Source organism: Microbacterium sp. AC145 (assembly GCF_979258505.1).
Window position 1 is genome coordinate 2,864,302 of the sequence record NZ_OZ409859.1, and the last position, 25,645, is coordinate 2,889,946.

The following is a 25,645-nucleotide window of genomic DNA, read 5'->3' on the forward strand; positions in this document are numbered from 1 at the left end:
ACCGGTCTCAGTTCTACCCCAGGCACCCCGTCGATCACAACCGCCGTTACCGAACTGAGACCGGTCCCAGGTTCGACTACCGCTGGACGGGATGCTGTGGGTAGAGTCACAGGCGATGAGTGATGTCAGCGCGAAGCGCAAGCCGACGATCCGCCAGATCGCGGCGCAGGCGGGGGTCTCCCGCAGCACGGTCTCGCGCGTGATCAACGGCGGGCACTGGGTGTCGCCCGACGCCAGGCAGGCTGTGGAAGAGGCGATCCTCGCCACCGGATACACCGCCAACCATCACGCCCGCAGCCTCGCCACCGGTCGAGCCGGTTCTCTGGCCTTTCTGCTGACCGAACCGCAGCAGCTGCTCTTCGACGACCCGACCTTCGCCCTCCTGCTGCGCGGCGCCGCCGAAGCGCTCGCCCAGCGGGCGATGACGCTGGTGCTGCTCGTCGCCGGCACCCCGGCCGAACGCGAGAGCGTCGCACAGTTCCTCAGCGCCGGGCACGTCGACGGCGTCATGCTGATCTCGTCGCACGAATCGGACCCGCTGCTCGACCAGCTGATCGAGGTCGGCATTCCCACCGTCTGCTGCGGCCTGCCGCTCGGACATGAACGCGAACTCTCGACGATCTCCGTCGACGAGATCGCCTCCGCCCGCGCGATGGCCGCGCACCTCGTGGCACAGGGGCACCGCCGCATCGGTATGATCGCCGGGCCCGACGACACCCCCGGCGGCCGCTACCGCCTGGTCGGGTTCCGAGAAGAGCTCGGCGAGTTGTACGACGAGACGTTGGTCGAGGTCGGCGACTACTCGTTCGAATCGGGGCAGGCCGCGATGACCCGGATGCTCGCGCACGACGTAGACGCGGTGTTCGCCGCCTCCGATCGGATGGCCGCGGGAGCCATCGCCGCCGCCCGCCGCGCCGGGCACCGCGTGCCGGAGGACATCGCGATCGCCGGCTTCGACGACTCGGGCCTCGCAGCCACGCACGAGCCGCCGATCACGACCATGCGCCAGCCGTGGGACCAGATCAGTGCACAGATGGTCGCCGTACTGCTCGAGGTCATCGCGGGAGCATCCCCCCGCTCGGTCGTCCTCGACACCGAGCTCGTGGTGCGCGAGAGCGCGTAGCGCCCGCGCTCCGGTCGCAGTTCGCGTCGCCCGCCCGCGCCTACTGCCCGCTCCCGTCGCAGTTCGTGCCGCCGACTACCGTTCCCGGTCGCAGTTCGCGTCGCCTGCCCGCGCGTTGGGCGACACTAAGTGCGACCGAAACGAATCGCCGAGCCATGGCGCGCGTGGGGGGATGCTACGCCGCGTCGAGCACCTCGCGGAGCTTCGTGGCGAAGGCTTCGGGCTGGCCGGCATAGCCGAACTCGCCACCCATGAAACCGCCGTGGTGGCTGGGGAAGACCGTCGCCTGCTGGCCGAGCTGCTCGGCAAGGGCGATCGCGGTGCGTCCGGTGTAGACCTTCAGCGATTCCTCCCCGACAGCCACGACGATTCGCGTGGGCGCGGTCTTCAGCGCCTCCAGATCCGGCACGTAGAGCGGCACCGCCCACGAGTGCTCCGACAGCAGCGGGTCGTCTCGTGTGCCGTCGTCTTCGGTCGGCATCCCGAAGGCCGCCGGGTCGGGCGCGGGCTGGGAGAGGAACTCGTCGGTGACTTCGCCCTCCCACGAGGTCATCGCGACGAACGCCGCCATTCCGGCGCCCCACCCCTTGTCCTGATACACCCGCGTATAGGCCACACGCGCTCGGTGCACCGCCTCGGCATCCGGCAGCACACTGTCGATCGGCGGTTCGTGAGCGACCAGAGTCGCCACGTCGTGCGGGTGCGCGGTGACCAGAGCGAGTGCGCTCACGGCTCCGCCGCTGCTCGCGAGCATGTCGACGGGCCCCGCACCCAGCGCCTCGATGATCGCGTGGACGTCCTCCGCCTGCACCTCAGGATCGTTCGTGACCTCGCCGTCTTTGCGCGTGCTGCGCCCGAGGCCGCGCGGGTCGTACGTCACGACGGTACGGTCGTCGAACAGCGCCACCTGCGCCTGGAATCCGCTCGCATCCATCGGCTGACCGATCATCATCAGCGGAGGTCGACCATCCACCGTCGGCAGCGGCCCGTGCACGTCGTAGACGAGGTCGACCTCGGGGAGCTCGAGCATGTACTGCGTCATCAGCGGTCTCCTTCGTCGGCGAACGGTTCCCTTCGGATGCTACGTCGCAGCATCCGCCCCGCACCAGGGGTCAGAACAGACCCCGCACAGCGACGAAGACTCAGCGCGTCGTGGGATCAGGAAAGCGCGGGTCGAGCGCGTAGTCCCGCTGCCGAACCTCGAGCGCGGCAGCGACCTGGGCAGGAGCGTCGTCGCCGATCAGCACCCGGAGCCGAGGGTCATCCGCCTCCGCGACGCGGGCGAGGATCGCCGCCGCGGCCTGCTCCGGCGTCGTGCCACCGCCCGACTCTCCCGCAGGCCACGGCACCTCTGCGGTGCCGAACAGTTCGACCCGCTGCTCGTCGTATTCGCGCAAGGGCGCACCGAACCGCATGCTCGCGCCGGCCCACTCGGTGTCGAGCGCACCCGGTTCGATCAGAGAGACGCGGATGCCGAATCGTGCGACCTCCGCCGCCAGCGCCTCGCTGAACCCTTCGAGGCCCCACTTCGAGGAGTTGTAGAGCCCGAGCATCGGCATCGTCCCGACGGCTCCCACCGTCGAGATCTGTACGATCTGCCCGCCGCCCTGATCCCGCATGATCGGGATGACGGCCTGACTCAGCCACAGCGGCCCGAGCAGGTTCGTGTCCATGATCGCGCGAGCATCCTCCTCCGACACCTCTTCGACGGCCCCGATCAAGCCATAGCCGGCGTTGTTCACGAGCACGTCGATGCGGCCGAGCTGCGCACCAGCACGCTCGACAGTCTCGTGCGCCGCCGCACGGTCGCGCACATCGAGTGTCAGCACCGTGAGTCGCTCGTGGCGAGGCAGGTCATGGTCAGCTCTGACCGTCGCCACCACCGCGTGCCCCGCGTCGAGTGCAGCGAAGGTGAGCGCGCGACCCAGACCCCGACCGGCTCCGGTGATCATCCATGCCTGTGGTGAACTCATGCCGCGATCGTATCGCGAACTGGACGCTCCGTCTCGTTTGTTCCTGTATCGTTCGGAGCATGGCCCGTGAGAGAACCCGCAGCAAGGTGCACGCCGCTGCGCTGTCATTGGCCGGCGATCGCCCGGTGGCGGCGATCACGATGGAGGGCATCGCCGCGCGAGCGGGGGTCAGCAAACAGACTCTCTACCGGTCGTGGTCATCGACGGGCGACATCCTGTTCGACGCGCTCCTGGCCCGCAGCCTCGATGAGAACGGCAACGTCACGGTGCCGAACTCGGGCGATCTCGACGTCGACCTCGCAGCTCTGGCGACCGGCATGATCGACGAGCTGAGCGACCCGGCCCAGGAGCGGCTGCTGAGAGCCGTCACGGCCGAGTTGCAATCCGACGACGCCCTCGCGGCCCAGTTCCGCGAGCTGCTGCTCACTCCGCAGCTGACCGCGATCTCCGACCGACTTCGCGCGTCGGACGTGCGCGACCCGGACGATGTCACCGAGCTGTTCGTCGGCCCGATCTTCCACCGCTGGCTGCTGCGCAGTCGTCCGTTCGACGCCGAGTGGGTGACCGCTCACGTCGAGCGCGTCCTGAGAGCCGCCGGCGCGCGGTGACCTCTTATCGCCGCAGGCTCAACCGCAGGTCCCCGCAGACTCAGCCGCGCATGGCGACACCGTGTCGCCAGTACCCCATGAAGGCGACCTGACCACGGTCGATGCCGAGGTCCTTCACCAGGTGACGGCGCAGCGTCGTCACGACACCGCTCTCGCCGGCGATCCAGAAGTAGCGCTCCGCGGGAGCATCCGCCGCCCCGATCTCCTCCCCCAGACCCGAGTATTCGGGGGTCTCCCAGAGCAGATCCTCCGACTCGATGTCCGTCACGTCAATCTCGCCCGCAGCGTCAGCGTCGCCCAGGTACCCGAGCACGGCGGGGATCAACCGCACGCCGTGAGGCTCGCCGATATCGCGGGGCAGCCAGTGCACCTCGACCCCCGACGGAGCCTCGATGCGCAGGACGTCGGCGGGCGACGGCACCTCGATGAACGCCACTCCGCGCAGGTCGCTCGGCGCGTCTTCGAGGATGCGGGCGATCGCCGGCGCCGCGGTCTCGTCGCCGGCCAGCACGACCGAGTCCGCGGAGCCGGGCTCGTACTCGGCGCCGTGATGGTCGGCGGCTGAGACTCCGCGCCGCGGCCCGACGATGAAGAGCTCCTGGCCGATCGCGGCAGCATCGGCCCACCGCGATGCGGGCCCGGTGAGGCCGGGCGCGAGATGCAGCACGAAGTCGACGTCGAGCTCGGTGCCCGAGTCCACGACGCGCAGGTCGCGCACCGAGTACGTGCGCATCGAGCCGCGCTCCGCCTCGGGCACTGCGAGGTAGGAACCCCACCAGTCATCGGTCGCACGATCGAGTTCCGGAAGGATGCCGGATGCCGGCGGGAAGACGAGCTTGATGCGCGAGTCGAAGGTGTCGCCCGGTGTGCCGAACTCCTCGAGCTCGGCGCCACCGAAGGTCACCCGCACGAAGTTCGGCGAGACGCGTTCGACTCCGCGCACCTCAGCGCGGGCCAGCACGTAGGTGGGGCGGTCGGTGGTGGTCTCAGCGGACATGATGCCTTCCGATCGGGGTCACCATCGGCTGGCCGGAGACAGGGTCGGTGGTGATCTGGTTAGCGAGGCCGAAGACCTCTTCGACGTGCTGCGCGGTGACGACGTCGTGCGGGGTGCCGGTCACATGCACGCGACCGTCCTTCATGGCGACGAGTTCGTCGGAGTAGCGCGCGGCGAGGTTGAGGTCGTGCAGCACCATGACGATCGTGGTGCCGCGCGAGACACTGAGGTCGGTGAGCAGGTCGAGCACCTCGACCTGGTGCGCGACGTCGAGGAACGTGGTCGGCTCGTCGAGCAGCAGGATGTCGGTCTCCTGCGCAAGAGCCATCGCGATCCACACCCGCTGACGCTGGCCACCCGACAGCTCGTCGACGCTGCGGTCGGCGAGCTCGGTGGTGCCGGTGGCTGCGAGAGCATCCGCCACCACCTCGTAGTCGTGGGCGCTCCATCGGGAGAGGATCTTCTGATGCGGATGCCGTCCGCGACCCACCAGGTCGGCGACGGCGATGCCCTCGGGCGCCACCGGCGACTGCGGCAGCAGGCCGAGCACGCGGGCGACCTCTTTGGTCGGGCGCGCATGCACCGACTTGCCGTCGAGCACCACCTGTCCGGCCGTCGGCGAGAGCAGGCGCGCGAGGGAGCGCAGCAGCGTCGACTTGCCGCATCCGTTCGCGCCCACGATCGTGGTGATCTTGCCCGGGGCGATCTCGAGATCGAGGTCTTCGATGATCGTGCGGTCGCCGTAGGCGAGGGTGACCGATTCAGCGGTCAGGGTGTGCGCCTCGGTCACAGGGAGCCTCCCGAGCGGTTGGTGCGGATGAGCAGATAAATCAGGTACGGGGCACCGAGCACACCCGTGATCACGCCGACCGGATATCGGGCGCCGAGGGCGAACTGTCCGATCAGGTCGCTCGCCAGCACGAGCACCGCACCGACCAGGGCGCTGGGCACCAGCAGATTGGCGCCAGGTCCGGTGATGCGCGCGGCGACGGGGCCCGCCATGAACGCGACGAACGCGATGGGCCCGGTCGCGGCGGTCGCGAAGGCGAGCAGCGCGACCGCTCCGACGATGAACAGCACTCGCGTGGCGTTGACGCGCACGCCGAGACCGGATGCCGAGTCGTCGCCGAGCTGCATCGCACCGAGCGCACGCCCCTGCGAGAGCATGAGCGGCACGATGACGGCCGCGGCGATCGCGAGCGGTGCGACCCGCTCCCACGAGGCGTTGTTCAGGCTGCCCGTCAACCACTGCATCGCCGTCTGAATGTCCCAGCTCGCGGCGCGCGACAGGATGTACGAGGTCACGCTCTGCAGCATCGCCGCGATGCCGATTCCGATGAGGATGAGCCTGGTGCCGGCGAACCCGTTCTTGATCGACAGCAGATAGATCACCGCCGCGGTGAGCAACGCACCGCCGAGCGCGAACAGCGACACGATCGGACCGTTGAGCGAGAGCACGACGATGCCGATGACGGCCGCGGCGCCCGCACCGTTCGACAGCCCGATGATGTCGGGCGACGCGAGCGGATTGCGCAGCAGCGTCTGGAACGTCACGCCGGCCATGCCGAACGCGAGTCCGGTGAGGATCGCGAGCACCGCACGGGGCAGCCGCAGCTCGCCGACGGTGAACGAGGCACCGGGCACGGTCCCGCCGAAGATCACGCGGATCACTTCGTCGATCGAGTAGAACGTGTTGCCGATCATGAGCGCCACCGTGAACAGCGCGAGCAGCAGCACGCCGAGCACGATCGTCGCGATCGCGTGCCTGCGGTGACGGGCGCGGCGCCCCGCGATGACGGCGGCGACCTGCGCACTGCCGGATGCCGGCGGCCTGGTCTGCGAACGGGCGAGGCGGTTCATGGTGCTCACAGTTCACGCACCTTGGTGCGACGCACGATCCAGATGAAGAACGGTGCGCCGATGATCGCGGTGATGATGCCCACCTGGATCTCCTCCGACGAGGGCGCGATGACGCGGCCGATGATGTCGCTCGCGAGCAGCAGTGCGGCCCCGGCCATGGCGGAGAACGGCAGCAGCCAGCGGTGATCGGTGCCGATCAGCATCCGGCAGACGTGGGGGATCACCAGGCCGACGAATCCGATCGGACCGGCGATCGCGGTGGCGGCACCGGCGAGGATCACGGCTCCGAGGGCCGACATCAGTCGCGTGCGGAAGACGTGCTCGCCGAGGCCCTTGGCCATGTCGTCGCCCAGTGCGAGGGAGTTCATGCCGCGGGCGCTCATGAAGCAGATGAGAGCGCCGAGGGCGAGCACGGGAGCGGTGATCGCGATGCGCGGCCATTCGGCTCCGCCCACACCGCCGATCTGCCAGGACTGGAACGCCTGCAGCAGGTCGACACGGGGCAGCATGATGGCGCTGATCAGCGAGGCGAAGGCGGCGGAGGTCGCGGCACCGGCGAGGGCGAGCTTGAGAGGAGTCGCACCGCCGCGGCCGAGGGAGCCGACGGTGTAGACGAAGGTCGCAGCGACCGCGGCACCGGCGATCGCGAGGGCCATCTGACCGTAGGGGTTCGTCAGGCCGAGAAAAGCGAGTCCGAGCACGACCGCGAGCGATGCGCCGTTCGAGACACCGAGGATGCCGGGGTCGGCGATCGGGTTGCGGGTCACGGCCTGCATGGTCGCCCCGGAGAGGGCGAGGGCTGCGCCGACGAGCAACGCGAGCACCGTGCGCGGGAGGCGTTTGATGATCGCGGCCTGGGCCAGGGTGTCGTCCTGGCCGGCGAGGGCGGCGAAGATGTCGTCGATGCTCACGGCGCGCACGCCGAAGCTGACCGAGAGGATGCAGAGCACGACGAGCACACCGGCTCCGACGAGGAGCCAGAGGGTGCGCGCCCACGCCGGGCGCCGCAGATCTGCGGTGCCCGGCGCGGGAACGGTTACAGCGGTCACGAGTGGTCGGGTCAGGCGGTGACGCCTGGGATCACGGCGCGAGCGGTGCTGCCAGGAGGGCGAGGTAGTCGCTCAGACCCCACGGGATCGACAGCGGCGACGGGTTCGCCGAGGCCGCGATCGGGGTGGCGTCGGGAAGGATCGCGATGCGGCCCTCGGCGATGGCCGGGATCTTCGACAGCAGCGGGTCGGCCTGCAGCGTCGCGATGAGCGACTCGTCGCCGTAGGTCACGAACAGGTCGACATCAGCGAACTTGTCGGCCTGCTCGGAGCTGACGGAGAGGTAGAACTCTTCGCTGTCAGCGCTCTCCTCGACGATCGCCGGAAGCGGCAGCCCCAGGTTGTCGTGCAGGTATCCGGGACGCGTGTCCGCAGCCGTGTAGTAACCGACCTGGCTCAGGTCGGTCGGGTCGACGTAGGCGAACAGGACCTTCTTGTCCTTGAGGACGCTGTTCTCTTCGAGTGCGGCCTCGCCGTCGGCCTGCAGCTCTTCGAGCAGGGCCTCACCCTCGGCCTCGAGGCCCAGAGCCTTGGAGTTCATCTCGACCATCTCGTCGACGGTCGTTCCCCACGGCACATCGGGGTATGCGACGACCGGGGCGATCTTCGAGAGCTGGTCGTACTGCTCCTGCGTCAGACCCGAGTACGAGGCGAGGATCACGTCGGGCGCGGTGTCTGCCACGGCCTCGTAGTCGATGCTGTCGCCGTCGTCGAACAGCACGGGCTCTTCGCCGCCGAGCTCTTCGAGCTTCTCCTCGACCCAGGGCAGGATGCCGTTGTCGTCGTCGTCGCCCCACGTGGCCTTGCTCATGCCGACCGGAACGATGCCGAGAGCCAGCGGAACCTCGTGGTTGGCCCAGGCGATCGTCGCGACGCGCTCGGGCTTCTCCTCGATCGTGGTCTCGCCGTAGACGTGCTCGATCGTGACGGGGAAGACGCTGTCGTCGGCCGGGTTTCCGGCGGCGGAGTCGGAGCCGGAGTCGGTGTCAGCGGCGGGCGTCGCGCAGGCCGCGAGGCTCAGAGCGAGCGCGGCGGCCGTGCCGACGGCGGCGAGAAGACGGGAGGTGCGCACAGGCGGTCCCTTCGGGTTCGGGGTGAGGGTAAGCGGCGCAGAAGGACGCCAAGGCTTTGGTAAGCCTGGCCTAATCTAACAGAAAGTTAGGCAAGCCTCATCTTCGTGGGCCGGGGCGGAGTGCGGGCGGGGCCGGACAAGCATCCGACGGGCCAGACGGGGCCAAAAGCGCATCCCGCGCGACAGACGGGGTCGAAAAAGCATCCGAAACCGGCTATCGGGATGCGAAAGTGACCCCGCACGGGCTCGCGATGCGAAAGTGACCCCGCCCGAGCGCGCGGACTGGGTCGACCGCACCGGGTCAAGCGCGCGGGAACAAAAGCGCACCGACGGGCCAGACGGGGCCAAAAGCGCATCCCGGGCGACAGACGGGGTCGAAAAAGCATCCGAAACCGGCTATCGGGATGCGAAAGTGACCTCACCTGAGGGCGCGGATGCGAAAGTGACCCCGGCACGGCAGGCGGATGCCGGGAGAAGTCCCCGGGCACAAAGAAAGCCGGCCGGATCCGTGAGGATCCGGCCGGCTTCAGGAAGCCTATGCGCGATCAGAGACCGCGGATGTTCGCCGCCTGCATGCCCTTGGGGCCACGCTCAGCGTCGAATTCGACCTTCTGGTTCTCACGGAGCTCCTTGAAACCGGAGCCGGTGATTGCCGAGTAGTGGGCGAAAAGGTCGTCCGTGCCGTCATCGGGAGCGATGAAGCCGAAGCCCTTTTCCGCGTTGAACCATTTCACAGTGCCAGTGGCCATGTGTTTTCTACTTTCTGTTTTCTACGGCCGCTTGCGCGACCTGCGCTGTGACGGAACGTCCGACATACGCGCCTGCTCAACGTACCACGCCAGACTGACCAACGGCACTGAACTCCGACTTCTTCTGGATCACGGCCGCTTCGGTGCGCGACCCGACACCGAGTTTGCGCAGCACTGCCGACACATGAACGCTCACGGTCTTCGCGCTGATGAACAGCCGTTCACCGATCTGTCGGTTGCTGAGGCCCTCGGCGATGAGTTCGAGAACCTGCCGCTCCCGGGCGGTGAGCGCGTCGGATTCCGCGACAGCACGGGAGGACTCGGATGCTGCGGCAAGCCCCGCCGCGGCCGAGAAAGCCCTCACGGTCTGCGTCAGCGGAACATGCCCGAGCCGTTCGGCCTCACCGAGCGCGTGGGCGAGGACGGCGGCCGCCTCGGTGCGCTCTCCCTCGTCGACCAGCAGGCGAGCGAGCTCGAGTCGAGTCGTCACCCGGAAAGTCACGGGCACGTCGTCGTCGTCCGCGAGGTCGACAGCGGTCCGCATCGACGGAACCGATGGCGCGAGCAGTGCCTCGAGGATCATCCCCCACCGGTCTCCCTGCAGCGAGGCCGGCTGCGCGAGCCATGCTCCCCGCACCGCACCGCTGTCCTCCGCGACGTCGACACCGGATGCCCGGAGCTCGGCGATCATCCACGCCGCCTCGAGAAGAAGACGGCGCTGGTGGAGAAAGACGGGGCCGGCATCCGCCAGCATCGTCCTGACCTCGGCGAGCGCCCCCGCGTGATCACCCCGCCCTTCGGCGACGGCGACCCGCATCATGACCTCGTCGTACCAGATCTGCCTCTCGACGCGTCCGGTCTCTTCGAACGACGGATGCCACTCGCGCAGAATTTCGGCCGCCTGCTCGTGCCGGCCGCGCCACGACAGCACGCGGACGCGCGTCATCGTGGAGTACATGTGCGAGATACGCAGCGTCCGCTGTGAGAGCTCGCGCGTCAGCATCCCCTCGACACGATCGATCTCACCCATCTCGAGAAGAGGAACCGCCATGTTCTGCGTCATCAGGGCCCCGGTCGTGCGCTCGACGCCGAACGCCCGTGCCGGGGCGAGGCCGTCTTCGGCGACCTGCACGGCGTCGCGGTAGCGCCCGAGCAGCCCCAGCAGATCGGAGTAGTTCACCCGGTATCGCATCTCGGCGTTCGTGCCCTTGGCCAGCTGCAGGGCGAGTGCGTACTCGCGATGCCCGGCGTCGAGATCGCCGAGATGCGCGCGGGCGCCGCCCCGGACGTTCGCGGCGATGGAGGCCTCATCGTCGGACCCCGACCGAACAGCGCGCTCTCCCGCCTCGATCGCCAGCGTGATCGCCTCGTCGAGGCGCCCCGCGATCATGTACCTGCTCGCCAGCTGGTTGAGGATCGACGCACGGAGCCGATCGTCGTCGACCCTGCCGTCGAGCACCTCGAGCGACTCATGAAGCAGCGCGATCGACCCTTCGCGCCCGAGGTTCATCAGGTAGTACGCCTTGTCGCGCAGCAGCCTCGCATGCGTGCGCGGATCGACGGCCTCGGGATCGACCTCGCTGAGGGCCACGTTGACCACGGCCAGCGCCCGCTCACCGTCTCCGGCATTGCGGAGCACCGACCCGAGGGTGCGCAGCAGCTCGAAACGCTCGATGTCGACGACGCTGTCGGCGTCCGGCACCTGGATCCACAGATCGAGGGCGAGCTCGCCGAATCGGGCGGCGCTCGCGAACGCGAACCGTGACTTGGCGTCGAGCATGGCGGTGACGGCTGCGGCGAGCGCACGTCGGTCGTCTTGCGCGAGCTGCCAGTGATAGGCGAGCGCGGCGGGATCTCCACCGTCGGTGCCCGTGCCGTTCTCTTCGAGTGCCTCGGCATATGCCCGGTGCAGTCGCGCCCGCTCACCGGGGAGCAGGTCGTCGTGCACGGCCTCGCGGAGCAGCGCATGCCGGAATCGGTAGTCGTCGTCGACCACGACGAGGATGCCGCTGAGCGTCGCCTCACGGATCGCGTCGTCGAGGCGCGCCTCGGGCAGACCGGCGAGCCGGGTGACCAGCGGATGCGTGAGCGGCCGTTCGGCGCCCGACACGACCTGCGCGACGCGCCTCGCATCGTCGCCGAGCCGGTCGAACCGGGCGAGCAGCAGGTCTCGCAGACTGCCGGGGAGCGGCCCTGTCGAGCATCCGGCGATCTCCTCGACGAAGAACGGGACACCCTCTGCACGCTCCTGGATGCGCTCGAGCGCCGTGTCGCTGAGCGGCTCTCCGGTGATCGTCTCGACGAGCTGTCGCACGGATGCCGTCTCGAGCCTCTCGACCGTGACCCGCTCGAGAAGGCGCGCGCGGCTGGACTCGCCGATGAACCGGCTCACCGCGTCGCCGCGGCGCACGTCGTCGGTGCGGCAGGTGAGGACGATCATGATGCGCCCTCGCGCCAGTGTGCGCAGCAGGAAAGAGAGGAGCGCGAGGGTCGATTCGTCGGCCCAGTGCAGGTCTTCGACGACCAGCACCTGCGGAGCGAGCTCTGCGGCGGCCTCGATGAGCGACGCGATCGCGTCGCGCAACCGGTCGGGGCTGGTCTGCGAGCGGTCGGTCGGGTTGAGCTCGGGGAGCAGCATGCCCAGCGCCTCGACTCCGACGCCGAGCTCGTCGCGCACGCGATCAGCACCCATGAGAGCGACGATCGAGCGGAGGATGCCGGTCAGCGGCCCGAACGGCGTGCGCGATGCCCCGAGGTCGAGACACCAGCCGACGTGGACGTCGGCGCGGTTCGCCACCTCGGCTCCGAACTCGCGCAGCAGGCGCGACTTGCCGATGCCCGCCTCGCCCTCGACCAGGACGGCGACGGGGACTGCATCGACCACCCGGTCGAAGAACCCGCGCACGATCGCCAACTCGGCGTCGCGGCCGACCATCGTGGCGCTGGGGGCGGACGGGGGCATGGATTCATCGTCCCACCCCCGTCCGACATTCAGGGCGCTCTGCGCATCTGCCGCCGGCAGTGCCGAGCTCACCGGGCTGCGACCGGTTCGCACCCGGTGGAGGCTCGGCGGTCGGCGGATGCGGCGGCATCCGTGGCGGTCGCGCGTGCGCCGGTGATGGCGCGCAGCATCCGCTGTCCTGCCCGTCGGATCGGGCCGGCTGCCCGCGGGACGATCTGGTCTGCGCGCTCGGCGAGGAGCCGACGACGCTCGGCCGTCTGCTGAACGCGGTGCTGCTCGTACTCGGTCACCGTGTAGGCGAGATAGGGGTGCTCGTACATGACATCTCCTCGGTTCGGGATGTCCCTACACTCCGCTCTGAGGTGCCCCGCCGGCATCGGGAGGATGCCCTATCTTTCGCCCTCGATCCGCCTCGGCCCCCCAGACACAGAACGAGGCTCGAACGGCAGTGGGGACGACCGCCGTTCGAGCCTCTCGCCTGGTGTGTGTCAGGCCTCCACCTCACCGCGCCACGCGCCGGTCTCGGCACCGTGCTTCTCGATGAACGCCTTGAAGTTCTTGAGGTCCTTCTTCACCGCGTGCGAGCCCGCGCCCACGAGGGATCCGACCTTCTCGAGGAGCCCCTCGGGCTCCCAGTCGATCTGCACGGTCACGCGGGTCGTGAGGTCCTCGATCTTGTGGAACGTCACGACACCCGCGTGCTCGGTGTCGCCGCCGACACTCTTCCACGCCACGCGCTCGTCAGGATGCTGCTCGGTGATCTCGGCGTCGAACTCGCGCGTCGCGCCGCCGACCTTGACGGTCCACCGGTTGTGGGTGTCGTCGACCTGGACGATCGATTCGACCTCATCGAGGAACTGGGGGAAGCTCTCGAACTGGGTCCACTGGTTGTACGCGACGTCGATGGGGACGTGGACGTCGATGGTCTCGATGATCTGCACCATGTGATGCTCCTCACTGCTCGTCGTTCGTGTCGTCCCATTCAGCGCCGGTGGCGCGGTGTTGGCGACGGGGTTGACATGGGCGCTGGGCAGGGGAGCTTCCCGAGTAGCGTTGTGCGCATGCGCATCCACGCCGCGATCCGCGCCTCTAAGCGCTCGCCCCTGCTGCAGGTGGTGAAGTCCGCCGCGGCCACGATTGCCGCGTGGCTGCTCGCGGGATGGGTCGTGCCTGGCCAGCTCCCCGTGTTCGCCGCGATCGCCGCGCTGCTCGTCGTGCAGCCGAGCGTCAACCAGTCGCTGTCGAAAGCGCTGGAGCGCAGCATCGGGGTGATCGTCGGGGTCGTGATCGCCGTCGCGCTCGGGCTGCTGCTGGGCTCACCGAGTTGGATCGTGCTGCTCGCGATCGTGGTGGCGATGCTCGTCGCATGGGCGCTCCGCGCCACCCCCGGCACGGGCAACCAGGTGGCGATCTCGGCGATGCTCGTGCTCGCCCTGGGATCGACGCCCGACTACGCGCTCGCCCGCATCGTCGAGACCCTGATCGGCGTGGCCATCGGCATCGTCGTCAATGCGCTCATCGTGCCGCCGGTGCTCGTCGCCCCCGCTCGTCGCGACCTCGGACTGCTCGGCGCAGAGCTCGCCGCGAGCCTCGACCGGCTGGCCGATGCCCTGCCCGAACCGCAGACCCCTGCCCGACTGCAGGAGCTGATGCTCGAAGCGCGGCTGCTGCGTCCGATGAAGGATGCCGCCGAGGCGTCGATCGAGGCGGGCGAGGAGTCACTCACTCTCAACCCGCGCCGCTCGACGCACCGTGAGGAGCTCGTGGAGATGCGGGCGCTGCTCGAGCGCCTCTCGCCCATCGTGACGCAGACGATCGGCATGACCCGCGCCTACTTCGACCATTACGACGACTCGATCGGGCAGGAGCCAGCCGTCACGGCCATCGCCGAACAGTTGCGGCGAGCCGGTCATGATGTGCGACTGGCCGTGCAGATCGCCGATGTCGCACCCGAACCCGACACGTTGACCTCGGCGATCCCCGCGCTCACCGCGCCGCTCGTGATCCGTCCCCCGGCGTCGACGCACTGGATCCTCATCGGGTCGCTCATGGAAGATCTGCGGCGCATCCGCGGCGAGCTCGTCGACGAGGAGTGAGCGCGGGCTCCCGGACACCTACCCTTGACACATGTCTGACACCACCGTCGCCGAAGCGCTGGCCGCACTGGCCGCCATCGAGGATCCGAAGATGCGCGCCGCGAACGAGAAGCGCGGCGACGACCACGGCATGAACCTCAGTCGGCTCCGCGGGGTGGCGAAGCGGATCAAGACGGATCAGCCACTCGCGAAGGAGCTGTGGGCGACGGGCGAGACGGGTCCACGCCTGCTCGCTCTGCTCATCTGCACACCGAAGCAGTTCACCGCCGACGAGCTTGACACGATGCTGCGGCAGACGGAGGCACCCAAGGTCAACGACTGGTTCGTGAACTACGTCGCCAAGAAGACTCCGCTCGCCGAGGAGCTGCGCCTGCGCTGGTTCGACGATTCAGACCCGACGGTGGCTGCGGCGGCGTGGTCGCTCACGACCGTGCGCGTCGCGAAGGATGCAGACGGTCTCGACCTGGAGCACCTGCTCGATCTGATCGAGCGTGATCTGCAGGATGCTCCGAAGCGCCTGCAGTGGTCGATGAACGAGACGCTGGCGAACATCGGCATCTTCCACCCCGAGCTGCGGGCCAGGGCGTTGGAGATCGGCGAACGCCTGCAGGTGCTCGCCGACTACCCGACGGCGCCGGGCTGCACCTCGCCCTTCGCCCCCGCCTGGATCGGCGAGATCGTGCGGCGCCGCGAGGGCTGAGCATCCTCATCGGTTCCCTCATCAGTAGCGTCAGTACGCTGGATCCATGAGCACGCACATCGCCGCAGCGCCCGGTCAGATCGCCCCCATCGTCCTGTTCCCCGGCGACCCGCTGCGGGCGAAGTGGATCGCCGAGACGTTCCTCGACGACGCCGAGCTGTACTCCGAGACCCGCGGGATGCTGGGCTACACGGGCACCTGGGAGGGCCACCGCGTCTCGGTGCAGGGCTCGGGCATGGGCCAGCCGTCGATGGCGATCTACGCGAATGAGCTGTTCGAGGAGTACGGCGTGCAGACGATCGTGCGGGTCGGCTCGTGCGGCGCGCTGACCGAGAAGCTGAAGGTGCGCGACATCGTCATCGCCAACGGAGCCTGCACCGATTCCGGCATCAACCGGGTGCGCTTCCACGGTCTCGACTATGCGCCGGTCGCGGACTTCGGCCTGCTGCGGGCCGCGGTCGAGGCGAGCGAGACACAGCCGCTGGACTCGGCAGTCCACGTCGGTCTGCTCTTCTCGAGCGACCAGTTCTACAGCACCCGCCCCGAGCTCACCGAGCCGTTCGTGCAGCACGGCGCGCTCGGCGTCGAGATGGAGGCGGCGGGTCTGTACACCCTCGCCGCGTACTACGGCCGTCGCGCCCTCGCCATCTGCACGGTCTCGGACCACATCGTCACGGGCGAGCAGACCACGGCTCAGGAGCGCGAGCAGACCTTCGGCGACATGATCCGCATCGCGCTGCGGGCCGCGACCTCGGTCTGAGTCTCGCGCTCGTTCGCAGGAGGCGCCGGGCCGAAGGTGGGATGATCGACAGACCATGCCTGCGATCCTCGACCCGACCACACTGACCGACGGATCCGATGCGGATGCCGTCTACACGGCGTTCGTCGAATGGGCCGAATCGACCGGCATCAGCCTCTACCCCGCGCAGGACGAGGCGGTCATCGAGATCGTCTCGGGCAACAATCTGATCCTGTCGACGCCCACCGGCACCGGAAAGTCGCTCGTCGCGGTCGGCGCGCACTTCGCCGCGCTCGTCGAGGGCCGTCGCTCGTTCTACACGGCGCCGATCAAGGCGCTGGTGAGCGAGAAGTTCTTCTCCCTCGTCGACGTGTTCGGCGCCTCGAACGTCGGCATGATCACGGGCGACTCGTCGGTGAACCCCGACGCCCCGATCATCTGCTGCACGGCCGAGATCCTCGCGAACCTCGCACTGCGTCAGGGCACGGATGCCGCGGTGCACCAGGTCGTCATGGACGAGTTCCACTTCTATGCCGACCCCGACCGCGGGTGGGCGTGGCAGGTGCCGCTGCTCGAGTTGCCGCAGGCGCAGTTCATCCTCATGTCGGCGACCCTCGGCGATGTGTCGCAGCTCTCGAGCGACCTGACCCGCAGGACCGGCCGCGACACGGCATCCGTCACCGGCGTCGAGCGTCCCGTGCCCCTGCACTACTTCTACGAGACGACGCCGATCCACGAGACGATCGACGATCTGCTGGGCACCGGCCAGGCGCCGGTGTACGTCGTGCACTTCTCGCAGGCCGCGGCGATGGAGCGCGCCCAGGCGCTGTCGAGCACCAAGGTCGCCACGCGCGAACAGCGCGACGAGATCGCGGCGCTGATCGGCGGATTCCGCTTCACCACGGCGTTCGGCAAGACCCTCTCACGGTTCCTCCGGGCGGGCATCGGCGTTCACCATGCCGGGATGCTGCCGAAGTACCGCCGCCTGGTCGAGCAGCTCGCCCAGCGCGGCCTGCTGCGTGTGATCTGCGGCACCGACACCCTCGGCGTCGGCATCAACGTGCCCATCCGCACGGTGCTGCTCACGGCGTTGACGAAGTTCGACGGCACCCGGATGCGCCAGCTCAGCGCCCGCGAGTTCCACCAGATCGCCGGTCGCGCGGGTCGTGCGGGATTCGACACCGCCGGCACCGTCGTCGCGCAGGCGCCGGAGCACGAGAGCGACAACGTCGCCGCGATCAAGAAAGCCGGCGACGATCCGAAGAAGAAGCGCAAGATCGTCCGCAAGAAAGCACCCGACGGTTTCGTCTCGTGGGGCGAGCCGTCGTTCCGCAAGCTGATCGACGCTGAGCCCGAGACCCTCACCTCGCACATGCAGATCACGAGCGCCATGATGCTCAACGTGATCGGTCGCGGCGGCGAAGTCTTCGGCAATATGCGCGCCTTGGTATATGACAACCATGAACCGCGGAAGAGGCAGCGCGAGCTCGCCCTGCGCGCCATCGGCATCTACCGCACACTGCTCGAATCGGGGGTCGTCGAGCAGGTTACGGTCGTTGAGCGAGGACGCGAAGCGACCGAGACGAAACGCCAGGAGATCCGTCTCACCGTCGACCTGCAGCCCAACTTCGCTCTGAACCAGCCACTGTCGCCGTTCGCGTTGGCGGCGTTCGAGCTGCTCGACCCTTCGACAGGCTCAGGGACCCAGGAGGGGATGGCAGGCTCAGGGACCCAGGAGGGGATGACAGGCTCAGGGACCCAGGAGGGGATGACAGGCGCGGGCACCGGCTCATACGCCCTCGACATGATCTCGATCGTCGAGTCGACGCTCGACGACCAGCGCGCGATCCTCGGTCAGCAGGAGTTCCTCGCGCGTGGCGAGGCCGTCGCAGCTATGAAGCGCGAAGGCATCGAGTACGACGAGCGCATGGAGCTGCTCGAGGAGATCACGTATCCGAAGCCGCTCGACGAGCTGCTCACTGCGGCGTTCGAGACGTTCAGCGCGGCACAACCGTGGATCCGCGACTTCGAGCTGCATCCGAAATCCGTCGTGCGTGACATGTACGAGCGGGCCATGTCTTTCGGGGAATATGTCGCCTACTACAAGATCGCGCGCTCCGAGGGCGTCGTGCTGCGATACCTCTCCGACGCCTATCGGGCGGCCTCGCAGACGATCCCCGAGGAAGCGAAGGACGAAGACCTGCGTGACCTCATCGAGTGGCTCGGCGAGCTGGTGCGCCAGGTCGACTCGAGCCTGCTCGATGAGTGGGAGGAGCTGGTCAACGGCGTGCTGCAGGGCCCCGACGACGAGCCGATCGTGCCGCCGGCTCCGAAGCGCCTGACGTCGAACACGCGCGCTTTCCGCACCCTCGTGCGCAACGAGCTGTTCCGCCGCGTGCAGCTCGCGGCTCGCGAAGACGTCGCTGCTCTCGGCGAACTCGACACGGCGTTCGGTGCGGATGCCTGGTCTGACGCGCTCGACGGCTACTTCGCCGATCACGACGAGATCCTCACCGGTGCGAATGCCCGCAGCTCCCAGCTGCTTTTCCTCACCGAAGGCGCCACCGAGTGGACGGTGCGTCAGATCCTCGACGACCCCGCCGGCGACCACGACTGGGGCATCTCGGCCACGGTCGATCTCGCCGCCTCCGACGAAGAGGGTGCTGCGGTCGTCACCGTGACGGGCGTCGACCGGCTCTAGCCACCGGCACTGCTGCGGTCACCGCTGGGTCCGCGGGTCGGTCGTCGGGTTGTCGTACATGACCGGACAGCCGTTCGCGACAGCCCCCGGCCGTAACTCGAAGTGCCAGCGCTCATTCGCGTAGATCTGGCAGAGCCCGAACTCGGCGCCGCGCTGCGCAAGCCAGTCCTGCGCTGTCAGGGGCCCGAGGTCGACCGCGTCTCCCGAGACGTGCTCGGAGTTCTCCGGCGTCGCGACCCAGCGGGCTGCCTCCTCGGCTGAGCCGTACTGCTCGACGGCTTCCTGCTGCAGCACCTGCTGGAGGCCCGACGAACGCCACCCGCTGTTGACGTGCATCGGCACACCGTCCCCTGCGGCGGCGTCGGCCGCCGCACGCACGGCCGTCAGCAGGTCGGAGTCGAGGTTCGAGACCGCGGGCACGTCGTCGTACACCGATACGGAGCCCTCCGCGCTGATGACCCCGTCGGCCTCGCCGAGCATCGCCCGCGACACGGTCGGCGAAGCCGCCGCATCCGACTGCTGCCCCCACAGCACGAGCGATCCGATGATGAGGCCCATGAGCATCAGGACGGCGACGGCTGCGACGACGCCGGGGCGGGTGAAGGAAGTGCGTGAGTTCATGTGCTCAGTCAAGAGAGACGTCTGTTGCCGGGGCGTATGCGCTTTTGCATACGCCCGCGATATGCGCGGATGCGTAAGCTCTGAGCACATGGGAGTCCTGTCGTGCGCGTGCTGATCGTCGAGGATGAGCCGTACCTCGCCGAGGCGGTGCGCGACGGTCTCAGGCTCGAGGCGATCGCCGCCGACATCGCCGGCGACGGTGACACCGCCCTGGAACTCCTGAGCATCAACACCTACGATCTGGCCGTGCTCGATCGCGACATCCCGGGCCCTTCGGGTGACGAGGTCGCCCGCTCGATCGTGGCATCCGGCAGCGGCATCCCGATCCTCATGCTCACGGCCGCCGATCGCCTCGACGACAAGGCGAGCGGTTTCGAGATCGGCGCCGACGACTATCTGACGAAGCCCTTCGAGCTGCGCGAACTGGTACTGCGGTTGCGTGCACTCGACCGTCGACGTCAGCGCGCGCGGCCCCCTGTTCTCGAGATCGCGGGGCTGCGTCTCGATCCGTTCCGCCGCGAGGTCTTTCGTGACGGGAAGTACGTCGCCCTCACCCGCAAACAGTTCGCGGTGCTCGAGGTGCTCGTCGATGCCGAAGGTGGTGTGGTCAGCGCCGAGCAGCTCCTCGAACGCGCGTGGGACGAGAATGCGGATCCCTTCACGAATGCCGTGCGCATCACCGTCTCCTCGCTGCGCAAGCGGCTCGGCGAACCGGGTCTGATCCGCACGGTTCCCGGCGTCGGCTACCGCATCGGAACGGATGCCGATGGCTGACCTCGCGCGTCCTCCGCGGCGCCGCGGCGTGAGCGCCCGGTGGAAGCTCACCCTGACCTACGCGGGCGTCGTCGTCGTGACCGGCGTGGGCCTGCTCACCGCCGTCGCCTTCTATCTGCTGCGATACGTGCCGGACGTGCAGTTCACCACCGAGAGCGGTCTGTTCGTGCCCAACAGGTCAGACCTGATCCGCGCGTTCGTGCCGGCGGCGGTCGTGGCGATGCTCGCGCTGCTCGCGCTCGGATTGGCCGGAGGTTGGCTCATCGCCGGACGGATGCTGGCTCCGCTCGACCGCATCGGGCGCGCCGCTCAGCTCGCCGCTCAGGGGTCGCTCTCGCACCGGGTCGCGCTCGCAGGGCCGCGCGACGAGTTCCGTGACCTGGCCGACGTGTTCGATTCGATGCTCGATCAGCTCGAGGCGCACATCGACGAGCAGCAGCGGTTCGCGGCGAACGCCTCGCACGAGCTGCGGACTCCCCTGGCGATCTCGCAGACCATGCTGGAGGTCGCCCGCAACGACCCTGCCCGAGACGTCGACGCGCTGATCGACCGACTGCACGAGGTCAACGCGCGTGCGATCGAGCTGACCGAGGCGCTGCTGATGCTCAGCCGCGTCGATCGCCGCGCCTTCACACGCGAGCCGATCGATCTGTCACTGCTGGCTGAGGAGTCGGCCGAGACGCTGCTGCCGTTGGCCGAGCGCCGCGGTGCGACGATCGACGTCGGCGGCGACACGGCGACCGTGCTCGGGTCTCCGGCCCTGCTCCAGCAGCTGATCACGAACCTGGTGCACAACGCGATCGTGCACAATCTGCCCGCCGACGGCACGGTCGTCGTGCGGACTCACGTGCTGCCGCACTCCGTGGCGTTGGTGGTCGAGAACACCGGCGACCTGCTGCCCGCCCACCTCGTCTCGACGCTCGCCGAGCCCTTCCAGCGGGGCGCCGACCGCACACGCACCGAGGATCACGGCGGTGTGGGTCTGGGTCTCGCGATCGTGCAGCGCATCGCGCAGGCGCACGACGGATCGCTCGTGCTCACCGCTCACGAGGGCGGCGGACTGAATGTGACGGTGTGGCTGCCGCATCCGCATTCCTCCGCGCGCGACTGACGTCGATCGTCTGAGGCGGGTTGTCTGAGGCGGGACGGCAGTCGGTCGTCCGGAGGTCCTGGTCTTGGGCCCTCTGCAGGACCGAGGCACGGATGCAGGACCAGAAACCGTGTTCTGGACCTGCATCCGTGCTCTGATCCTGCAGACGGGACACTGGGATCGGCAGGACCGCTCCGGATGCCGGGTCAGGCGACCTGGTCGCCCCGAAGCGCTGCCAGCTCACGACCGTAGGTGCGCGCCGACTGTTCGGCGTTCTCCTTGAGTTCGAGGGCGGTGTCGGCGAAGGCATCCAGCGCCGGGTTCACTCCCACGAGGGTGAAAGGACGCTCGACGATGCGCAGGTCGAGGCCCCAGACGTCTTCGAGCACACGGCGCAGCCAGCCGGTGGAGTGGTCCCAGCCCTCCTTGGGGGTTCCGGGGGCGTAGTTGCCGCCGAGCACCGTGACGAGGGTCGCCGGCTTGCCGCGAAGCGCTGTGCCCTGGGGGTCGATGCGCGAGTCCGTGTAGGCGAGGTCGAACCAGGTCTTGAAGTGCTGCGAGACGCCGTAGTTGTAGAGCGGCACGGCGAACAGCAGAGCGTCGGCGCCGATCAGCTCGTCGGCGAAAGTGGTGGCGAGGGCGCGGGCCTCACGCTGCGCCGGAGTGCGCTGCGAGTCGTCGACGAAGCCGCCGGTCACGGCGTCCGCCCAGGCGGTGGCGGGCACGGGGTCGGCTGCGAGATCGCGGCGGGTCACGGTGGAGTCCGGGTGCGACGCGGTCCACTCGGCTTCGACGAGGTCGGCGAGCGAACGGCTGGCGGACGACGCGGGAAGGATGCTGGCATCCAGGCGGAACAGGGACATGACCGTACCTTTCGTTTTTCGTAGTCGCTCCGTTTTTCTTAGCGACTTCGGTTAACGTAGCACAGGTATGATGGGGCTATGGCCGAGGTCGACGAAGAACGTCACGTGTGCGACGCCGCCGTCACACTGGCCTTCAGCGTGCTCGGCAAGCGCTGGAACGGCATGATCGTCTCGTCGCTCGGAGGCAGCCCCTCGACGTTCGTCGCCCTGCGTCGCGCGGTCTCCGGCATCAGCGACACCGTGCTCTCCGACCGCCTCGCAGAGCTCGCCGAAGCGGGACTCGTCGCCCGCGCCGTCGACGCCGGTCCCCCGGTCACCGTCTCCTACGCGCTCACTCCGAGCGGCCGCGGGCTGCTGCCGATCCTCGATCAGCTCGGCACCTGGGCGTCAGCGAACCTCGAGCTCCGCGCGCACTGACGACGGCCCCGATGCAGGGTTTCGAATCGCGCACTTTGCCGTTTTTCGACCGCTAACCCTGCAAAGTGCGCGATTCGAAGCCCAAGGGGGCGGCAGCCGGGCTCACCAGGGGCTGGGCTCGTAGTCCTTCAGGAAGACACCCTGCACGTCTTCGCCGGCCTCGCCGCGCACGATCGGGTCGTACACGCGAGCGGCGCCGTCGACCAGGTCGAGCGGGGCGTGGAAGCCCTCTTCGGCCAGGCGCACCTTCGTGTAATGGGGGCGCTCGTCGGTGATCCAGCCGGTGTCGACGGCGGTCATCAGGATGCCGTCGGTCTCGAGCATCTCGCCGGCGCTGGTGCGCGTCAGCATGTTCAGCGCGGCCTTCGCCATGTTCGTGTGCGGATGCCCCGGACCCTTGTAGCGGCGAGAGAACTGCCCCTCCATCGCCGAGACGTTGACCACGTACTTGCGACGCGACGACGAGGCGGCCATCGAGGCGCGGAGGCGACTGATGAGCAGGAACGGCGCCGTCGTGTTCGCGAGCTGCACCTCGAGCATCTCGAGCGGATCGACCTGATCGATCGACTGCACCCAGCTGTTCGAGGTGTTCACGTCGGGCACGAGGCCACCGGCGTCGATCGCGGTGCCGTCGGCGTGCTTCTCGAGCGACGACGATCCCGGGGCCATTGCGAGCCGCGCGAGGTCTTCGGCCGTCAGCGCCTGGCCGCCCTGCTCGGCGACGGTGCCGCCGAGGGCTGCGACCGACAGCAGCGGATGCGCATCGACCGACGCCTGCAGCGCCTGCGGATGCGGATCGGCGGTGTGCCCGAACGTCTCCATCTCGGGCAGCGGTCCGTCGGGGAGAGGCTGCAGCTCGGCATCCGCCAGCAGCGAGTACGAACCGGGCGAGCGACGCACGGTCTGCGCGGCGTTGTTGATGAGGATGTCGAGGGGGCCCTGAGCCGCGACCGAATCGGCGAGACCGATGACCTGGGCCGGGTCGCGCAGGTCGATTCCGACCACGCGCAGGCGGTGCAGCCAGTCGGCAGAATCGGGCAGCGCCGAGAACCGGCGAACGGCGTCGCGGGGGAAGCGCGTCGTGATCGTGGTGTGCGCGCCGTCACGCAGCAGGCGCAGCGCGATGTGCATGCCGATCTTCGCGCGGCCGCCGGTGAGCAGTGCGCGCTTGCCGGTGAGGTCGGTGCGGGCGTTGCGCTTGCCGTGGCTGAATCGCGCGCAGTCGGGGCAGAGCTGGTGATAGAACGCGTCGACGACCGTGTAGGGCTGCTTGCAGATGTAGCAGTTGCGGGGCTTCAGCAGCTCGCCGGCGATCGGGGCGTCGACGACGCTGGTCGCCAGGTCGTGGCCGCGGGTCTCGTCGTCGATGCGGTCGGGGGCGCCGGTGGCGGTGCGGGCGACGACGGCCTTGTCGGCCTCGGCGATCGCATCGCGGATCTCCTTGCGGCGCACGCGCTTGACGGCCTTGAACATCGCGGCGGTCGCGTGGCGCACGGCGACGAAGTCGGGGTGCTCGTTGTCGATCTGGTGCAGTTCCGAGAGCACCCGCAGCGTGGTGGCGAGGTCTTCGGGGTCGATGCCGGGTCCGAGGTCGGGTGCAGCGTCGGAGGGGGCATCGGTCATTGTGCCGATTTTACGCGAGGAATCTGGGATGTCGCCGCCCGGGGTCGAGGCCCCGCACGAGAGCCGCGTCGGCACCCCCGCGTGGGGCGGCCTTCACCCCGTAGGGAGGCCGGATGCCGCGCGATCCTCCGCCCGACGCGGAGAACTCCTCCCATGGCGACGCCCCGGGCGCCCCCTCCTCAACGTCCGACCCCCGGCGTAGGGTCTGAACATGAGCAGCCACATCGACGCCCGCGGAATCGTCCCCTCCTACCTGCTCGCACGGCTGGCGGAATCAGGCCGCTATCCGGGCGCCGCAGCCGCTGCCCGCCATACTCTGACGGCCGGCAGGCCGCCGTTCCGGGCGCGGCTCGATCTGTCCATCGACGAGAACGGCGACCTGGTGGCCGCGCTCTCCGATGCCCCGAACCGCACGATCAGCGACGCCGGCAACACCCAGACCCTCCCGGGGGCGGTCGTGCGACGCGAAGACGACGAGCCCGTCGCCGACGAATCGGCGAACCAGGCCTTCGACGGTCTCGGTGCGACGTTCGAGATGCTGTTGTCGGCGTTCGGCCGCAACTCGCTCGACGATGCGGGTGCTCCACTCGACGCGACCGTGCACTACGGCGTCGACTACGACAACGCCTTCTGGGACGGCGAGCGCATGGTGTTCGGCGACGGCGACGGCGAGGTCTTCGTCGGCTTCACCACGTCGACCACGGTCATCGGGCACGAACTCGCACACGGCGTCGTGCAATACACCGCGAACCTCGAGTACCAGGGGCAGCCCGGCGCACTGAACGAATCGATCGCCGACGTCTTCGGCGCTCTCACCGAGCAGCACCTCCTCGGGCAGAGCGCGGCCGACGCGACCTGGCTCATCGGCGCCGAGATCTTCACGGATGCCGTGCAGGGCAAGGCCCTCCGTTCGATGATCGAGCCGGGCACGGCGTACGACGACGACGAGCTCGGAAAAGACCCGCAGCCTGCGCACATGAACGACTTCGTGCGGACGACGGAGGACAACGGCGGGGTGCACATCAACTCCGGCATCCCGAACCGCGCGTTCGCCCTGTTCGCCATCGACCTCGGCGGCAATGCCTGGGAGACCGCCGGCACGGTCTGGTACCGCGCGCTCACCGGTGGGCTCTCGAGCACCGCGACCTTCACGGAGTTCGCGGATGCGACGGTTGCCGCCGCATCCGCCGTCGACGATGCCACGGCCACAGCCGCTCGACGCGCGTGGTCGACCGTGGGAGTCTATGAAGATGAGCGAGTCCCCCGCACCGACTGATCCGCAGGTCGTCATCGCGGTGGTGCGCACGGGGGGCATCGCCGGCATCCGTCGTCAGTGGCGGGTCGAGCCCGACCCCGCGGATGCTCCCGAGTGGCTCACGATGATCGACAGCTGCCCGTGGGATGTCGACGGAGATTCGTCGACGGGAGCCGACCGTTTCGTCTGGCTGATCCGCGTGCGCACGCCGTCGGAGAAACGGGAGCGCGAGCTGCCCGACTCCGCACTCGATGGGCCCTGGCGCGACCTCGTCGACGCGGTGCGCACGGCGGCGAAGGCCGCAGACCAGACGGGCTGACGCTTACGCTGTAGGCGGGTCGGCGCGATCTCGCCGGCTGCGCACACCGGAGCA

Annotated in this window: 25 protein-coding genes; 11 read left to right on the forward strand and 14 right to left on the reverse strand. The window is 68.8% G+C overall.

The window, feature by feature from the left end:
- Positions 1–115: 115 nt before the first annotated feature.
- Entirely contained in the window at positions 116–1,123 is a 1,008-nt protein-coding gene (locus ACZZZN_RS13745; RefSeq protein WP_463505696.1) for a LacI family DNA-binding transcriptional regulator, read from the forward strand.
- Between the two features lie 175 nt (positions 1,124–1,298).
- On the opposite strand, the gene ACZZZN_RS13750 is transcribed toward ACZZZN_RS13745, so the two are convergent.
- Together ACZZZN_RS13750 and ACZZZN_RS13755 are read right to left on the reverse strand one after the other, a co-directional pair.
- Complete coding sequence (locus ACZZZN_RS13750) at positions 1,299–2,165, reverse strand: alpha/beta fold hydrolase (protein ID WP_463505697.1); 867 nt, start codon at positions 2,163–2,165, stop codon at positions 1,299–1,301.
- Between the two features lie 100 nt (positions 2,166–2,265).
- Positions 2,266–3,096, reverse strand: a complete 831-nt coding sequence (locus ACZZZN_RS13755; RefSeq protein ID WP_463505698.1) for an SDR family NAD(P)-dependent oxidoreductase — start codon at positions 3,094–3,096, stop codon at positions 2,266–2,268.
- Positions 3,097–3,155: 59 nt separating this feature from the next.
- Here ACZZZN_RS13755 and ACZZZN_RS13760 point away from each other — a divergent pair, with 59 nt between their 5' ends.
- Positions 3,156–3,704: a TetR/AcrR family transcriptional regulator gene (locus ACZZZN_RS13760; protein ID WP_463505699.1), complete on the forward strand. Its 549-nt coding sequence runs from the start codon at positions 3,156–3,158 to the stop codon at positions 3,702–3,704.
- 40 nt (positions 3,705–3,744) lie between these two features.
- Here the strand turns inward: ACZZZN_RS13760 and ACZZZN_RS13765 are convergent, their stop codons facing one another.
- The 9 genes from ACZZZN_RS13765 to ACZZZN_RS13805 all read right to left on the reverse strand — a co-directional run bounded on the left by ACZZZN_RS13765 (position 3,745) and on the right by ACZZZN_RS13805 (position 13,337).
- Positions 3,745–4,701, reverse strand: coding sequence for a siderophore-interacting protein (locus ACZZZN_RS13765; protein WP_463505700.1), 957 nt, complete (start codon positions 4,699–4,701; stop codon positions 3,745–3,747).
- Complete coding sequence (locus ACZZZN_RS13770; protein WP_463505701.1) at positions 4,691–5,491, reverse strand: ABC transporter ATP-binding protein; 801 nt, start codon at positions 5,489–5,491, stop codon at positions 4,691–4,693. The genes ACZZZN_RS13765 and ACZZZN_RS13770 overlap by 11 nt, the downstream gene beginning before the upstream one ends.
- Positions 5,488–6,561, reverse strand: coding sequence for a FecCD family ABC transporter permease (locus ACZZZN_RS13775; protein ID WP_463506599.1), 1,074 nt, complete (start codon positions 6,559–6,561; stop codon positions 5,488–5,490). Before ACZZZN_RS13775 ends, ACZZZN_RS13770 begins: the two co-directional genes overlap by 4 nt.
- Before the next feature lie 5 nt (positions 6,562–6,566).
- Positions 6,567–7,610 (reverse strand): FecCD family ABC transporter permease, encoded by a 1,044-nt coding sequence (locus ACZZZN_RS13780; RefSeq protein ID WP_463505702.1) that lies wholly within the window; start codon positions 7,608–7,610, stop codon positions 6,567–6,569.
- A gap of 31 nt (positions 7,611–7,641) precedes the next feature.
- On the reverse strand, positions 7,642–8,682 hold the full coding sequence (locus tag ACZZZN_RS13785) for an ABC transporter substrate-binding protein (protein WP_463505703.1): 1,041 nt from the start codon (positions 8,680–8,682) through the stop codon (positions 7,642–7,644).
- A 545-nt stretch (positions 8,683–9,227) separates the two neighbouring features.
- Positions 9,228–9,431, reverse strand: a complete 204-nt coding sequence (locus ACZZZN_RS13790; RefSeq protein WP_463505704.1) for a cold-shock protein — start codon at positions 9,429–9,431, stop codon at positions 9,228–9,230.
- A 76-nt stretch (positions 9,432–9,507) separates the two neighbouring features.
- Complete coding sequence (locus ACZZZN_RS13795) at positions 9,508–12,393, reverse strand: ATP-binding protein (protein ID WP_463505705.1); 2,886 nt, start codon at positions 12,391–12,393, stop codon at positions 9,508–9,510.
- Positions 12,394–12,461: 68 nt separating this feature from the next.
- Positions 12,462–12,713 carry a hypothetical protein gene (locus ACZZZN_RS13800; RefSeq protein ID WP_463505706.1) on the reverse strand — a complete coding sequence of 84 codons (252 nt, stop codon included), beginning with the start codon at positions 12,711–12,713 and terminating at the stop codon, positions 12,462–12,464.
- Positions 12,714–12,881: 168 nt separating this feature from the next.
- On the reverse strand, positions 12,882–13,337 hold the full coding sequence (locus ACZZZN_RS13805) for an SRPBCC family protein (protein ID WP_463505707.1): 456 nt from the start codon (positions 13,335–13,337) through the stop codon (positions 12,882–12,884).
- A gap of 117 nt (positions 13,338–13,454) precedes the next feature.
- Here ACZZZN_RS13805 and ACZZZN_RS13810 point away from each other — a divergent pair, with 117 nt between their 5' ends.
- From ACZZZN_RS13810 to ACZZZN_RS13825, 4 genes are read left to right on the forward strand one after another with little or no spacing between them, the layout of a single operon-like run.
- Positions 13,455–14,489 carry an FUSC family protein gene (locus ACZZZN_RS13810; protein WP_463505708.1) on the forward strand — a complete coding sequence of 345 codons (1,035 nt, stop codon included), beginning with the start codon at positions 13,455–13,457 and terminating at the stop codon, positions 14,487–14,489.
- Between the two features lie 31 nt (positions 14,490–14,520).
- Positions 14,521–15,189, forward strand: coding sequence for a DNA alkylation repair protein (locus tag ACZZZN_RS13815; protein WP_463505709.1), 669 nt, complete (start codon positions 14,521–14,523; stop codon positions 15,187–15,189).
- A 46-nt stretch (positions 15,190–15,235) separates the two neighbouring features.
- Complete coding sequence (gene deoD / locus ACZZZN_RS13820) at positions 15,236–15,949, forward strand: purine-nucleoside phosphorylase (RefSeq protein WP_463505710.1); 714 nt, start codon at positions 15,236–15,238, stop codon at positions 15,947–15,949.
- A gap of 55 nt (positions 15,950–16,004) precedes the next feature.
- Positions 16,005–18,629 (forward strand): DEAD/DEAH box helicase, encoded by a 2,625-nt coding sequence (locus tag ACZZZN_RS13825; RefSeq protein WP_463505711.1) that lies wholly within the window; start codon positions 16,005–16,007, stop codon positions 18,627–18,629.
- Between the two features lie 18 nt (positions 18,630–18,647).
- Here ACZZZN_RS13825 and ACZZZN_RS13830 read toward each other — a convergent pair whose 3' ends face one another.
- Complete coding sequence (locus ACZZZN_RS13830; RefSeq protein WP_463505712.1) at positions 18,648–19,250, reverse strand: M15 family metallopeptidase; 603 nt, start codon at positions 19,248–19,250, stop codon at positions 18,648–18,650.
- Positions 19,251–19,352: 102 nt separating this feature from the next.
- On the opposite strand from ACZZZN_RS13830, the gene ACZZZN_RS13835 reads away from it, so the two are divergent.
- Together ACZZZN_RS13835 and ACZZZN_RS13840 are read left to right on the forward strand one after the other, a co-directional pair.
- Positions 19,353–20,024 carry a response regulator transcription factor gene (locus tag ACZZZN_RS13835; protein WP_463505713.1) on the forward strand — a complete coding sequence of 224 codons (672 nt, stop codon included), beginning with the start codon at positions 19,353–19,355 and terminating at the stop codon, positions 20,022–20,024.
- On the forward strand, positions 20,017–21,135 hold the full coding sequence (locus ACZZZN_RS13840) for a sensor histidine kinase (protein ID WP_463505714.1): 1,119 nt from the start codon (positions 20,017–20,019) through the stop codon (positions 21,133–21,135). The genes ACZZZN_RS13835 and ACZZZN_RS13840 overlap by 8 nt, the downstream gene beginning before the upstream one ends.
- Before the next feature lie 185 nt (positions 21,136–21,320).
- On the opposite strand, the gene ACZZZN_RS13845 is transcribed toward ACZZZN_RS13840, so the two are convergent.
- On the reverse strand, positions 21,321–21,977 hold the full coding sequence (locus ACZZZN_RS13845) for an FMN-dependent NADH-azoreductase (RefSeq protein WP_463505715.1): 657 nt from the start codon (positions 21,975–21,977) through the stop codon (positions 21,321–21,323).
- 78 nt (positions 21,978–22,055) lie between these two features.
- On the opposite strand from ACZZZN_RS13845, the gene ACZZZN_RS13850 reads away from it, so the two are divergent.
- Positions 22,056–22,394 (forward strand): winged helix-turn-helix transcriptional regulator, encoded by a 339-nt coding sequence (locus ACZZZN_RS13850; RefSeq protein ID WP_463505716.1) that lies wholly within the window; start codon positions 22,056–22,058, stop codon positions 22,392–22,394.
- Positions 22,395–22,496: 102 nt separating this feature from the next.
- Here ACZZZN_RS13850 and ACZZZN_RS13855 read toward each other — a convergent pair whose 3' ends face one another.
- A complete protein-coding gene (locus ACZZZN_RS13855; protein WP_463505717.1) occupies positions 22,497–24,017 on the reverse strand; it encodes an SDR family NAD(P)-dependent oxidoreductase in 1,521 nt (506 codons plus the stop codon).
- Positions 24,018–24,228: 211 nt separating this feature from the next.
- Between ACZZZN_RS13855 and ACZZZN_RS13860 the strand changes: the two genes are divergently transcribed.
- Positions 24,229–25,293, forward strand: a complete 1,065-nt coding sequence (locus tag ACZZZN_RS13860; protein WP_463505718.1) for a M4 family metallopeptidase — start codon at positions 24,229–24,231, stop codon at positions 25,291–25,293.
- A complete protein-coding gene (locus ACZZZN_RS13865; RefSeq protein WP_463505719.1) occupies positions 25,268–25,591 on the forward strand; it encodes a protealysin inhibitor emfourin in 324 nt (107 codons plus the stop codon). The genes ACZZZN_RS13860 and ACZZZN_RS13865 overlap by 26 nt, the downstream gene beginning before the upstream one ends.
- The last annotated feature ends 54 nt before the right edge of the window (positions 25,592–25,645 follow it).